The organism is Candidatus Methylomirabilota bacterium (assembly GCA_036002485.1).
Classification (GTDB): Bacteria; Methylomirabilota; Methylomirabilia; order Rokubacteriales; family CSP1-6; genus AR37.
Map to the genome: position 1 here is coordinate 69,679 of DASYTI010000033.1, position 12,927 is coordinate 82,605.

Genomic DNA, 12,927 nt, shown 5'->3' on the forward strand with positions numbered 1-12,927 from the left:
CCTGTCCCTTCTACTAGAGGTTGGTCGGGTGGGCGGGCCGCTCTTCGCCGAGGGCCTGGTTGAGGGCCCGGGCCAAGAGCTGGTCGTGCTCGTGCGTCTGGGCGAAGATCCGGCACTGCGCCACCTTCCCCGGCAGGTGCTTGAGCAGCTCCTTGAGCGGCTCCGGGGAGACGTCCTTCGACGCCGAATCGTACACGTAGATCTGGCGGTCCTGCATGCCGATGGGGTTCAGCGGACGGGGATCCTGCTGGGCCATATCGATCTTGAACGAAAAATCCTTGAGGGCCGCGGGCAGGTGCTCGCGCACCCGGCGCTCGACCTCTTCCGCCTGCATGAAGCCCAAACCCCGGCGCGGCTCGAAGATGTCCAGCACCACCTCGTGAGACATCCGCCACTTGAGCCGCCGGTCCAGGATATGCCGCCACTCCTGCCCCAGGGCCTTCTTCTCCGGATCGTCGGCGTCCTGCCAGCGCGCCACTTCCTCCAGGAGGGTCCACTCCGTCAGCTGGAGGTACGGATGGATGTCCTTCCGCAGATCGTGGGGGAAGACCAGCCGGATGGTGTCGCGGAAGATCTCCTTCAGGTGCAGGTCGATGCCGCGCGTGGTGCGGTGGTAGTAGACATTGGTGTACATGTAAAAGCGCGCGTTCAGGAACATGAGGAACGCCTGGATGCCCCCGCGGTCGAGGGTGAGCCCCTTCTCGCTGAAGAAGGAGTAGTAGATGATCCGATCGATCTCGATGGGCCCCACCACGCCCACCCCACACATGTAGGAGTCTCGCAGGACGTAGTCCATGTTGTCGGCGGTGTAGATGCCGGAGAGCAGTGGCTTGAGATGCGCGAGCCAGCGCGGATGGGCCAGCTCGGGCTTGGTGTAGCTCTTGCCCATGAGATAGCAGATCCACTCGGGGTCTATGGCCTCGCCGGGCTCGAAGGGTCCCGAGGGGCTACGGCGAAGGCCACGGACGAGGTCGCCGAGCTGCTCGGTGATGATGCGCTGGCCGAGCTTTTCGTGCGTCAAGTCGAAATCCACGAGGAAGTTGTCGTCGAAGAAGTGGCCGAAGGGCCCGTGCCCGATATCATGGAGGAGGCCCGAGATCCGCAGGAGCTCCTCGATGAGCGCGGCCGACGGGGCGTCGGGAAACTCGGCCTTGAGCGACGGGTGGAGCTGCTGGGCGAAGCGTCCGGCCAGGTGCATGGCGCCCAGGGAATGCTGGAAGCGACTGTGCTCGGCGGCCGGAAAGACCCAGCGCGCCGACTGGAGCTGCGGCACCCGCCGGAGGCGCTGCATCCAGGACGAGTCGATCAGGTCCTGCTCCGTCGCCTCCCCGGGTACGCCATCCGGACGCGTGTAGAGAATGTACCGGTGAATGGGGTCGGCGATGAGCCCGCGCCCCTGGTACGTATCCACCCCACGCATGCGGTGATCCTCAGCGATCGCCGGTGCGGTAGATGCGGTAGCGATCCACGGGGCGTACCGTGATGGCCTCGAAGCGCTGGTCGCGGAGGACCACGAGCTGGACCTCCTGGCCTATCCCTCCCGACCAGAGACGCCGGTAGAATTCCTCCTGGGTCGAGACCTGCTCGCCATTGATACGGACGATGACGTCGCCCCGGCGGAAGCCGGCGTTCCGGGCAGGCCCCGCCGGAGATACGCCGGCGACCACGACCCCGCCCCCCGCGCGCTCCTGGGTGTAGAGACCGAGCCATGGCCGCGGCGGACGGCTCTCCACACGCCCCTTGGCGAGCAGCTCGTCTTTACCCGCGAGGAACTTCTCGACGGGAATGGCCAGGTTGACGATGGGGGACTGGCCGAGCCGGAGCGATGTGATGCCGATGACCGCCCCCGTCTGATCCACGAGGGCCGCGCCCCCGAAGGCGGGGTTGTGGGGGGCGACGAGGAACGCGCGGTCGAGCATGTACTCCCAGGAGGCGGAGAACGGGCGAATCGCTTGCACGCGGCTCTGCGCGACCACGAGGTCTCCGTCCTCGTCGATCCCGATCGTCCCCGTGACATCGCCGGCGGCGACCTTGCTCGAATCGCCGAGGGCTGCGGCGGGCCAAGGCCCGGCTCCCTCGAGCCTGACCACCCCGAGCCCGGATTCGAGATCGAGGGCGTGTAGCTTGCCCGGCACCTTGCGCCCGTCGCGCAGCGCCACCTCGATTCGCGCGGCGTCCAGCACCACGTAGCTGACGGTGAGGACATAGCCGGCCTGATCGAAGATGACACCGCTGCCCCCCCGCTCCACGCCGAGGGTCGCCGCGGAGGGCCGGTCGGGCGGCACCTGGACGCGAAGGCCGACCATGGCCGGCGCCACGCGCCGGACGTAGGTCGGGAGCGCGGAGATCTCCTTGGAATCGGGCTTGGGCGCGGCGCCCTGGGGCGCGGCCTCGAGCAACGTCGGCAGCATTGCCAGCAGCACGGCCCAGGCGAACAGAGAGCGGGGCATGGCTTAGCTTGGCGAGTACTGCTTTTCGTAGTATGCGCGGAAGGCGCCCGACTTGATCGGCTTCCACCAGGCTTCGTGGCTCTTGTACCAGCTCACCGTCGCCTCGAGGGCCTTGGCGAAGGTGTGCGCCGGCTTCCATCCGAGCCCGTGAGCCTTGGCGGAGTCGAGAGCGTAGCGGCGATCGTGTCCGGGACGGTCGGCCACCGGTGTGATCAGGGTGTCCGGCTTGCCCACGAGGCGCAGCACCTGTCGCGTCAGCACGATGTTTTCCACCTCGTGGCTCCCGCCGATGTTGTAGATTTCGCCATCTTTGCCCTTGCGGAGCACGAGGTCGATGGCCGCGCAGTTGTCGAGCACGTAGAGCCAGTCGCGGACATTCTTGCCGTCCCCGTAGAGGGGTAGCGGCTTGTCCTCGATGGCATTGGTGATGAAGAGGGGGATGATCTTTTCCGGGTACTGGTAGGGCCCGAAGTTATTGCTGCTGCGCGTGACGATGACGGGCAGGCGATGCGTGGTCCAGTACGCGCGGGCCAGGAGGTCGGCCGCGGCCTTGGAGGCCGAGTACGGGTTGGACGGGTTGAGCGGGTCCAGCTCGCGCGCGGCGCCCTTGGTGATGCTGCCGTAGACCTCATCGGTCCCGATGGCCACGAACCGGGACACCTTGAGCTCGCGGGCCGCTTCGAGCAGGGTGAAGGTTCCCGTGACATTGGTGCTCAGGAACTCGGCGGCGCCCGCGTTGGAGCGATCGACGTGCGTCTCGGCGGCGAAGTGGACCACCGCCTCCACCCCCTCCATGGCCTCCCGAACCTGGGCGCGGTCGCAGATATCGCCGCGAACGAAGCGGTAGCGCGGGTCCTTCTCGACGTCGCGAAGGTTCTCCAGATTGCCCGCATAGGTCAGCTTGTCGAAGTTGACGACGGCATCGTCGGGATGCGCGGTCAGGATGTGGCGGACGAAATTGCAGCCGATGAAGCCCGCCCCGCCCGTGACCAGGATTTTCACGAGGGGCGCTCAGCCTTTGGCGACGTCCCAGACATCCGCGCCCGCATGATCCCAGGGCAGCCGCCCCTCGTCGCAGGCCTCGGGAGCCGGCTCGAAGTGCGTGTCCACGAAATAGAAGATGCGCCCGCGCGAGGCGGCCAGGTTCTTCACGCCGTGGGCCACCCCCGGCGGGATGCGGACGAGCCGCGCCGCCCCCTCGCCCAGGACGAGCCGGCGGACGACCTTCTCGGTGGGCGAGCCGGCGCGCACGTCCACCAGCACCAGCAGCATCTTGTCTCCGGGCGGCACGAACCACACGTCGGTCTGGCGCCGGTGGATGTGAAAGGCCTTGACCACGCCGGGATCCATCTCGCTGTAGTTGATCTGCCGGCACTCGAAGCCGGGGAAGGCCGCGTGCACGCCCCCCTTCCCGAGCCGTCCGAGCTCGATGAAGGACCCGCCGTCGTCGCTGAAGCGCTTGAGATCCACGATCTCCACGCCCTGGATGGCGGGGGGCGCGCCGTAGTCCTGGACCGAGAATGCCCGCTGCGCGTCGTCGTTGAGACGCATCAGATGAGGCCGACCTCGCTGCGGTCGCCGAGCATGAAATTGAACGACCGCGGCTTGTGCTGGCTGCGGTAGATGGAGACATTGCGGCCGATGAGGCTCGACTCGATGCGGCCGCCGATGTCCGAGATGCTGGCGCCCTCGAGAATGATCGAGTGCTCGACCTCGCTGCCTCGCACGATCACCCCGTCTCCGATGGAGGTAAAGGGCCCCACATAGGCGTTCTCGATCTGGGCGCCCTTGCCGATGATGGCCGGCCCCCGGACGCTGCTGGCCACCACGCGGGCGCCGGCCTCGATGACGACCTTGCCCGTGATGTCGGAGCGCTCGATGGTGCCATCCGTCCTCGGCACGAGGGTGTCGAGGATGATCCGGTTGGCCTCGAGCATGTCCTCGAGCTTGCCCGTGTCCTTCCACCACCCCTCGATGACGTGCGGCCGCACGACATGGCCCTGGTCGATCAGCCACTGGATGGCGTCCGTGATCTCCAGCTCGCCCCGGGCCGACGGCTTGATGGCCTTGACCGCCCGGAACACGGTCGCGTCGAACATGTAGACGCCGACCAGGGCGAGGTCGGACGGCGGCACCTTCGGCTTCTCGGTGAGGCGCACGACCTTGCCGTCCTTGAGCTCGGCCACGCCGAACTGGGTCGGATCCGGCACGCGGGCCAGGAGGATCTGGCTCTGGGGCTTCTCCTCGCGGAAGCGCGTGACCAGGGGCTCGAGCCTCTCACGGATCAAGTTGTCCCCCAGGTACATGCAGAACGGGTCCGAGCCCAGGAAGGACTCCGAGACGAGGACGGCGTGGGCGAGCCCGAGGGGGGCGTCCTGCTGGATATAGGTGACGGCGACACCGAAGCGGCTGCCGTCGCCCACCGCGTCCCGGATCTCTTGATGCGTGTCGCCAACCACGATGCCGATCTCAAGAATGCCCGAGGCGGCCAGCGCCTCGATCCCGTAGAAGAGGATGGGCTTGTTGGCCACGGGGACCAGCTGCTTGGCCGAGGTGAAGGTAATGGGGCGGAGCCTGGTTCCGCGTCCGCCTGAGAGGATTAACCCTTTCATTTCGCGGCCAATTATAGCAGTCTTGTCGCGGCTTCGACAGGGTGGTGGGCCTTGTCCGTTGCTCCGGTCGGGAAGGGTGGTAATATGAAAACCGCAATTCGAAAGCGAGAACCGGCGCAAGGGGTGCTGATATGAAGACGCTGAAGGAAATGCTGGCCGAAGCGCGACAGATCATTCCGGAACAGCTACCGGCCGAGCTCAAAAAGCGCCTCGATGCCGGCGAGCCCGTCGTCGTCATCGATGTGCGCGATCCCGACGAGTACCGCGACGGCTCCATCGAGGCGGCGAACAACATCAGTCGCGGCTTCCTCGAGTTTCGCATCGGCTCGGTCGCGAGCGATCCTTCGACGCCCTTGGTTCTCTACTGCCAGACGGGACTGCGCTCCATGCTGGCCGCCAAGGCGCTCCACGATCTGGGCTACAAGAACGTGGTCAATCTTCAGGGTGGCTTCCAGCGGTGGGCACAGTCCGGGTTGCCCGTGGTCAAGGACACGCCGCTGACCTCCGAGCAGATCCAGCGCTATAGCCGCCATTTCCTCCTGCCCCATGTGGGGGAGAAGGGGCAGCGCAAGCTCCTCCGCTCCAAGGTCCTGCTCATCGGGGCGGGAGGCCTGGGCTCGCCGACGGCGCTCTATCTCGCCGCGGCCGGACTCGGCACGCTCGGGCTCATGGACGGCGACGTGGTGGACGTCTCCAACCTTCAGCGTCAGGTGCTCCACACCACGGCGAGCATCGGGCGATCCAAGGTCAACTCCGGCGCGGAGACGATCCAGGCCCTGAATCCGGACGTCAAGGTCATCAAGCTGCCCACGCGTATCGACGTGGACAACGTGATGGACATCATCAAGGACTATGACCTCGTGGTGGACGGATCGGACAACTTCGAGACGCGCTACCTCGTCAACGACGCCTGCTATCTGGCGGGCAAGACCAATGTCCACGGCTCGATCTTCCAGTTCGAGGGCATGGCCACGGTGTTCGCCCCGAACCAGGGCCCGTGCTATCGCTGCCTCTACCCGACGCCGCCGCCCGCGGGCCTCGTCCCCAGCTGAAGTGAGGCGGGAGTCCTGGGCGTGCTCCCAGGCGTGATCGGAGTGGTGCAGGCCACCGAGGCCATCAAGCTCTTGCTCGGGATCGGCGAGCCCCTGATCGGCCGGCTGATGACCTATGACGCGCTCGGCATGCGCGTCCGTGAGGTCAAGCTCCGCCGCGATCCCAAGTGCCCCGTGTGCGGCGAGCATCCGAGCATCACGGATCTCTCCATCCATCGCGAGGGCGGGGCGGCCGCCTGCGCCGTCGATGGCAATGGCCATCCCGCGTCGGCCGCGGCGCCCGCCGCGCCCGTTGCCAAGGCCGGAGGCTAGCTCCGGCAACAGTGCGTCTGGCGCCCGTCCTCGGTCGCGGCGCGGGTCTCCTCTTGATGATGGTCCTGGCGTGGCAAGTCCTGGCCCGCGGCCTCGACTTCAATGCCGCCAGCGGAGCGCTTCGTTTCATCCACGGCATCGACCTCGTCATTCACGAGGCCGGGCACACCTTCGCATTCTTCCTGCCGCGCTTCCTCTACATCCTGGCCGGCTCGGCGCTCCAGGTCATCCTTCCCGCCGTGTGCGCGGTGACGTTCCTTCGCCAGGGCCAGCCCGCCTCCTTCGCGGTCGCCCTCTTCTGGACGGGCGAGAGCATCATCGATGTGGCGATCTACATGGCGGACGCAAAGAAGCAGGCGCTGCCCCTCCTGGGCGGGGAGGGCGTCACCCACGATTGGAACTACCTGCTCGCCCAGCTCCACCTGCTCGGCGCCACCGACCTCCTCGGCCGCCTCACCTGGCTCCTCGGTCTCGGCTTGATCCTGACGGCCATGGCGATCCTCGCGAACGAGACCTGGCGCGCCTGGCAACGAGCCGCGTCAGCCTAGTGTCGCTCTTCGGAGAAAAGGGGGCTCCCGCGCCTGGCGCGACGAGAACGCCAGGGGGCCTGTCCGGCTAGCGTCCGGCGCCTTGACGTCCGCCCACTGATCCCGGCTCAAGCGTCTGCAGGAACGTCCGCAGCTCCCGAGGGCTGATGGGCTTTTCCAGGAGCCTCGAGATCCCGAGCCGATCGGCTTGCCTCTGGGCGTCGGGCCCCTTCTCGGCGGTGACGACGACGATGGTCAGCGCCGGATTGAAGGCACGAAGAATACGCGCGACATCCCAGCCCGTCATGGCGAGGCCGTGCGTCGACGGAAGCTCGGCGTCGACCACGGCGACATCGAAGGGGCGCTCCTTGATCTTCTTGATGGCTTCCCAGCTCGTGGACGCCGTGTCGACCTGGGAGAGGCGGCCGAGGAGGGCCAGGCTCAATCCGTCACGGCTGTGACCGTAGGGGTCGACGATGAGAATCCTCGTCGGCTCCGTTTCACCCTGCACCCGTTTGACGGCGCCTCCAGCATCCGGCATGGCGCGATACCCTGGCTGCGAGTTCACTGGTGGCGCATCCAACGCGCGAGCGGAGCCGGCGCTAGCGCTCGCCGGCTCCGTCGCACGCCGGCGCGGCTTAGTCCTGATCGACCATCAGCCGCACGGTGACGCGCCGCTTCTTCTCATCGGGCACGCCGCGATCAGCGAGGGGGCCGAGCCCCACGGACAGGATCCTTGTGATCTCGACACCCTGTTCGATGAGGAAACGACGCACGGCTTCCACGCGACGCTGGCTGAGTTGATAGTTGTAGTCGCGAGACCCCTTGGGGTCCGTGAAGCCGCCGAGCTCGACCGTGGTGCCCGGGTTGGACTGTAGCTCCTTGACGAGGCCGAGCAACGCCGTCTGGGTGCCATCGCTCAGCTCGGCCTGGTCGAAGCCGAAGTAGACATCCATGCTGTCAGCCACCTTGCGCTTGTGGCGGTTGCCCCACAGCCGCGAGAGTCGGCTGTCGACTCCGTCGGCCTTGGCGAACGCGCCATCCGCCTTGGCGAACGCGCCATCCGCCTTGGCGAGCGCGGCATCCGAGCGGCCTCGCACGTCGCCCAGCGAGCCTTCCAATGTCTTCACCTGCACGCCCTGCTCATCCACCCGGCCCGACACCTTGTCCACCCGCTCCCCGATCTCGACTTCCTTCTTGCCCAGAAGGTCCCGCACCCAGTCCCGTGTGGCGCATCCCGAAAGAAGAATGACCATGGCCAGCAGGAGTACCGCGAGGCTGGCAACCTTCCGCATATACACCTCCTTGAAGTGTCGAAGCCCGGCTCGAACCGCAACCAGGGAGCCGTGCAACATCCGAGCCACGAGGCCCCTGATCTCCACGCGGGAGAATTCGTCCTCCCGCGATGGAATTGTAGGGCTCATGCCCCGAGAGACCGTCACTTTCTCGTAATCCTTACATGCGGGCCTTGTAAGCCTTACATCCTGGAGAAAATCCCGAGGCAGCCCCGGCCCTGGGCGCCCGGCCGCCGTCTGGACCCCGGCCGTCGGGTTGCTCATGCCGCATCGTGGCGACCGGCAATCTCGGGCGGGACCTGGTAGAGATACTCCCGGAGGTAGCGCAGCTCCTCGCTCTTGTCGTGCATGTCCACCCGGATCAGATCTCGAATGGAAACCATGGACAGCATGCGTCCGTCCTTGACCACGAGCAGGTGCCGGATATTCGCGTCGTCCATCTGGCGGATCGCCGACTGATAGTCGTCGTCAGGATCGGCCCCGATGACCCCCACGGTCATGACGTCCATGACGGGAGTCCGGCCGGGGTCACGCCCCGCGTCGACGACCCGCCGGACCACGTCCCGCTCGGAGAGCACGCCCACGAGCCGGGTACCGTCCAGCACGATGACGATGCCGACATTCTCCTTGGCCATCGTCCGCACCGCCTCGGTCACCATCGCGTCACGCTGCACCGTGAAGAGAAAATCCGGGCGCATGATGTCACGCAGCTTCTTCATCGCTGGACCTCCCCGGCGTCGTCGCCGTTTGCATCGCGGTACCTTCCTCCGGAATCCGCGACAGATCGTTCAGGAGCAGCCCCGCCCACCGATAAATGTTGTGCTCGCGAACGGTCTGGCGCATCCGCACCATTCGCGCTCGCCGCTCCTCCGGCGTCATGGCCACCGCCGCCCGTATGGCGTCGGCCACCCCGTCGATGTCGTACGGATTGACGAGCAAGGCATCGCGGAGCTCGGAGGAGGCGCCGGCGAACTGGCTCAAGATCAGCGCCCCGTCATCGTCGTCGCGGACGGAGATGAACTCCTTGGCCACGAGGTTCATCCCGTCATGCAAGGAGGTGACCATGCAGAAGTCGGCGTGCCGATAGAACGGCCAGATGTCCCGATGCTCGTGATGGCCCTTGAGGTAGACGATGGGGCGCCAGCGCCGCGTCTGGAACGCGCGATTGACCGCCTGCACGGCCGCCTCCACCTCCGCCTCGAGCTCCTGGTAGCGCCGGATGGTGCTGCGGCTCGGCGCCGCGAGCTGGATGAAGACGAGGCGCTCGCGATACTCGGGGAATCGCTCAAAGAGCCTCCCGATGGCGAGGAACCGCTCGGGGATCCCCTTGGTGTAGTCGAGCCGCTCGACCCCCACCCCCACGAACTCGGCGGAAATACCGAGCTCCGCGAGCAGCTCCTCCCGCGAGGTCTTGGGCGGATCGTCGACGAAAGTGGGGGCCACGCTGATGGGGAACGGCTTGACGGAGGTGGTGTGCGGACCTCGATTGACCGAGAAGTTCTCCCTGTCGATGCGAGCCTCCACCACGCGCTCCACGGTCTCCAGAAAATTATTGCAGAAGTACTGGGTGTGGAAGCCGATGAGGTCGGCGCCCAGCATGCCGCGCAGGAGATCCTCCTGCCAGGGGCAAATGCTGAACGCCTCGTAGTTCGGCCACGGGATGTGCCAGAAGATGGCCGTGCGCGCATCGGGGCGTTGCGCCTTGATGAGGGCGGGCAGGAGCGCGAAGTGATAGTCCTGGATGAGCACGAGGGGCGACTCCGTCTGCTTGATCTCTTCGAGCACGGCGTCGGCAAAGCGCTCGTTGACCGCGCGGTACTGGGCCCAGTCGCCCGGGCGGAACTGCGGCCGCGTGTGCACGATGTGACACAGCGGCCACAACCCCTCGTTGGCGAAGCCATAGTAGTAGCCGTCTTCTTCTTCCTTCGAGAGCCAGACCCGTCGCAGCACATAGCGCGGATCGTCCGAGGGCACGCCCAGGTGGCCTCGGGCGTCCGTGGTCTCGCGGTCGGCATCGCCGCTGGCCTGAGCGGTCCACACGCCGCCGCACGCCCGCATGACCGGCTCCATGGCCGTGACGAGACCGCTGGCGGGCCGGCGGGCGATGATCCGGTCATCCTTCCATACGTGGCTCAGCGGCTCGCGATTGGACACCACGAAGAGCGGGGCCTCCCCGAGCCGGAGCTTGACGAACTGTTTGAGCCGCTCCTCTGTCCAGAGGGTTTCTCCCTTGAGGCGCAGGGCCGCTTCCTCCTCGGCGGCGGCCCGCGCCCGCTGGAGGCTCCGGGCCAGCACCGAGACCTCCCGCGTGATGGGACCGAAGAGGCTCGGATCTCCGAGCTTCATGGGCTCGAGGGGCTGGCCGCGGCGGGCCGCCTTGGTCCATCTGGCGATCTTGGCCATCGGACCCGTGATGCTGATGCGGACGACGAGCAGCGCGATGAGCGACAGGACGGCTCCCAGGACCAGGAAGCGGATCCCGTTCTCACGCCAGAGGGCCCGCTCGGCCTCCGCGAGGTAGGAGGCATCGAGCACGACGGCCACCGCGCCCACGGGCTTCTCGTCACGCGGAACGGGGATGACGTAGACGTAAAACGTCCGGCCGCTCATCTCTCGGAAGACCTGCTGCACCGAGCCGCTGGTCATGGCCGCCGTCACGTCGGAGACGGACTCGGGTCGCGGCACGAAGGATTCCGGCGCCAAGGCGATCAGGGTCGCCGTCTTGTCATACACGGCGAGCCTCTGGCCGGACCGCCCGAAGCGCTTCAGCAGCCGCTCGAGAGCGGGGCGAGAGTTGCGGCTCAGGGCGGTTTCCACCCCGTCCTGGAGCCCTTCTCCGAGCAGCGCGGCTCGCCGCTCAAGCTCCTGACGCAGACGCTGCCGCTCCTCCGAGACCTGGAGATACGCGAAGCTCGCCCCCACGGCGAGGGCGGCTACCCAGATGGCCAGGACGAGTCTGGTCGTGACTCTCACGAGGCTCTCCTCTCCACCACCGCTGACGCGATATTGGTGAGCAGACGCTCAACCTCGTCGACGTCGCTGATCCGGTAGTCCGCCTTCGACGGCTCAGAGCCGTCCCCGACGCGAACGGTGACCGCCTTCCCCACCAGCACCTCGAAGGCGTACTCGTCCGTCCAATCGTCACCCACGTAGAACACGATCATGGGCGCTGGCAATTCGACCATCATGCGATCCCGGATCCAGAGGGCGCACAGTCCCTTGTTCCACGAGACCTGGGGCAGGACCTCGATGACCTTGTGACCGTGCATGAGCTTGAACCGCCCGCCCTTACGGTGGAGGGATCGAGCGAGCACCGTCTCCAGCTCCTGGCGGGCCGCCGAGGCCACGTGCCGATAGTGCACGGCCACCCCGAGGCGCTTCGGCTCCACTCGCATCCCTTCGATGAAGGGTGCCCCGAGGCAGAGGGCCATGCTCACCGCATGCACGTCATCCTGCTGCGCCTCCGCGTCGGGATGGCTGAAGGTGAGATTCGGCCCGCTGATCTCGAGCCCATGACAGCCGGCATAGATGAGCTCGGGCACCGCGACGCGCTCACGAAGATCCTCGAGATCTCGTCCGGATATGACGGCCACTCGCACTCCCGGCGTCCGGGCGAGGGCGCGGAGGCGCTCGCGCACCCCATCGGTCAGGCATGCATCCTCGGGATCGTTGACGATGGGCGTGAGGGTCCCGTCATAGTCCGTCATCAACAGGAGGCTGCCCCCGCCTCCGACCCAGTCGCCAAGCCACTCCGGGATATGCACGGCGGTCTCAGGCATGGCGGCGCCTCCCGGGTTCGAGAACAGGGATCGCGCACAATGCTGCTCGCGGCGACGCCCAGTCCCTGCCGCCACTCGACAGGTCTAGCCGGAGAACAAAGGCGAATAGGAGCATGCGAGAAGTCTCCATGTTCCTTTTTAGGCGATGCAAGTCTAGGCGATGCGCGCGCGGCTCGGGTCGCCCGTTTGATCCGCGCATTGTCGGAAGGAATATCGCAACGGGCATGCCATGCAGATCAGGACTCAGAACCCTCAGAGTTTCGAAGAGTTAGACCTTGCAGACGCGACGCGTTATCGGAGAGGGTCCGCGAGCGCACAGCAAGACTTACCGGACGGGTGTAAGCCTTACACGGGCGGTCAGCGAAGACTGCGGACCAGATCTTCGGCGAGCAGATATGCCTTCTCGGCGAGCGTGCGGGCTCGGTGCGTGTCGCGCGCGTAGAGCGCGTCCTTTGCGCTGGCGAGCAGGCTCTCGATGATCCGGAAGTTCTCCTGCTGCTGTCCCCCGAGCTTTTTCGAATCGACCTGACGCAGCAGCGTCTCCGTCCCCGTCATCCTGTTCTGCGCATCGCCACGCAGTCGCGCGTCCTCCTCGCTGCTGACCTGTGGAGACAGGACGGGCGGAGGCGGAGACGGCGATGGCTCCGGAGGCGGAGGCACCGTCCGGAAGGGAGAATCGCCCGGCGAGGCCGGCCGCTGCGGGGGCGGGGGCGCGGGCGGGGCGGCCACTGCGGGCACCGCGGGCACCGCCGGCGTGGACGCGGGAGGAACGGAAGGCTCGGCGGGGGCGGGCGCTGAGCGCAGGGGTGGCGCGGCCGGCGCCGGGGAAAAGAACTCTTTGAGGGACGCGCATCCGGAGAGGCTCAGCGCAAACACGAGCACCCAGGCCAGTGGCCGCAT

General features: G+C 66.8%; 13 protein-coding genes. 2 read left to right on the plus strand and 11 right to left on the minus strand.

Features of this window, described 5'->3' with window-relative positions; all coding sequences use genetic code 11:
- Positions 1–13: 13 nt before the first annotated feature.
- Genes VGT00_03900 through VGT00_03920 form a run of 5 tightly spaced genes read right to left on the minus strand, consistent with a single transcriptional unit; the run spans position 14 to position 5,062 of the window.
- On the minus strand, positions 14–1,420 hold the full coding sequence (locus VGT00_03900) for an HD domain-containing protein (GenBank protein HEV8530542.1): 1,407 nt from the start codon (positions 1,418–1,420) through the stop codon (positions 14–16).
- Positions 1,421–1,430: 10 nt separating this feature from the next.
- Positions 1,431–2,450, minus strand: a complete 1,020-nt coding sequence (locus tag VGT00_03905) for a S1C family serine protease (protein HEV8530543.1) — start codon at positions 2,448–2,450, stop codon at positions 1,431–1,433.
- 3 nt (positions 2,451–2,453) lie between these two features.
- Positions 2,454–3,452 (minus strand): dTDP-glucose 4,6-dehydratase, encoded by a 999-nt coding sequence (gene rfbB / locus VGT00_03910; GenBank protein HEV8530544.1) that lies wholly within the window; start codon positions 3,450–3,452, stop codon positions 2,454–2,456.
- Positions 3,453–3,461: 9 nt separating this feature from the next.
- The gene (locus tag VGT00_03915; GenBank protein ID HEV8530545.1) at positions 3,462–4,001 is read right to left on the minus strand and encodes a dTDP-4-dehydrorhamnose 3,5-epimerase family protein; all 540 of its coding nucleotides are present in this window, start codon (positions 3,999–4,001) and stop codon (positions 3,462–3,464) included.
- Complete coding sequence (locus VGT00_03920) at positions 4,001–5,062, minus strand: glucose-1-phosphate thymidylyltransferase (protein HEV8530546.1); 1,062 nt, start codon at positions 5,060–5,062, stop codon at positions 4,001–4,003. Before VGT00_03920 ends, VGT00_03915 begins: the two co-directional genes overlap by 1 nt.
- A 149-nt stretch (positions 5,063–5,211) precedes the next feature.
- Between VGT00_03920 and moeB the strand changes: the two genes are divergently transcribed.
- The gene (gene moeB, locus VGT00_03925) at positions 5,212–6,426 is read left to right on the plus strand and encodes a molybdopterin-synthase adenylyltransferase MoeB (protein HEV8530547.1); all 1,215 of its coding nucleotides are present in this window, start codon (positions 5,212–5,214) and stop codon (positions 6,424–6,426) included.
- Between the two features lie 11 nt (positions 6,427–6,437).
- A complete protein-coding gene (locus VGT00_03930) occupies positions 6,438–6,974 on the plus strand; it encodes a hypothetical protein (protein ID HEV8530548.1) in 537 nt (178 codons plus the stop codon).
- A gap of 67 nt (positions 6,975–7,041) precedes the next feature.
- Here VGT00_03930 and VGT00_03935 read toward each other — a convergent pair whose 3' ends face one another.
- The 6 genes from VGT00_03935 to VGT00_03960 all read right to left on the minus strand — a co-directional run bounded on the left by VGT00_03935 (position 7,042) and on the right by VGT00_03960 (position 12,927).
- Positions 7,042–7,494, minus strand: a complete 453-nt coding sequence (locus VGT00_03935) for a response regulator (protein HEV8530549.1) — start codon at positions 7,492–7,494, stop codon at positions 7,042–7,044.
- A gap of 97 nt (positions 7,495–7,591) precedes the next feature.
- Complete coding sequence (locus VGT00_03940) at positions 7,592–8,248, minus strand: OmpA family protein (GenBank protein ID HEV8530550.1); 657 nt, start codon at positions 8,246–8,248, stop codon at positions 7,592–7,594.
- 260 nt (positions 8,249–8,508) lie between these two features.
- Entirely contained in the window at positions 8,509–8,967 is a 459-nt protein-coding gene (locus tag VGT00_03945; GenBank protein HEV8530551.1) for a CBS domain-containing protein, read from the minus strand.
- The gene (locus VGT00_03950) at positions 8,951–11,221 is read right to left on the minus strand and encodes a trehalose-6-phosphate synthase (protein HEV8530552.1); all 2,271 of its coding nucleotides are present in this window, start codon (positions 11,219–11,221) and stop codon (positions 8,951–8,953) included. Before VGT00_03950 ends, VGT00_03945 begins: the two co-directional genes overlap by 17 nt.
- Positions 11,218–12,027 carry a trehalose-phosphatase gene (gene otsB / locus VGT00_03955; GenBank protein ID HEV8530553.1) on the minus strand — a complete coding sequence of 270 codons (810 nt, stop codon included), beginning with the start codon at positions 12,025–12,027 and terminating at the stop codon, positions 11,218–11,220. Before otsB ends, VGT00_03950 begins: the two co-directional genes overlap by 4 nt.
- 357 nt (positions 12,028–12,384) lie before the next feature.
- Positions 12,385–12,927, minus strand: coding sequence for a hypothetical protein (locus VGT00_03960; GenBank protein HEV8530554.1), 543 nt, complete (start codon positions 12,925–12,927; stop codon positions 12,385–12,387).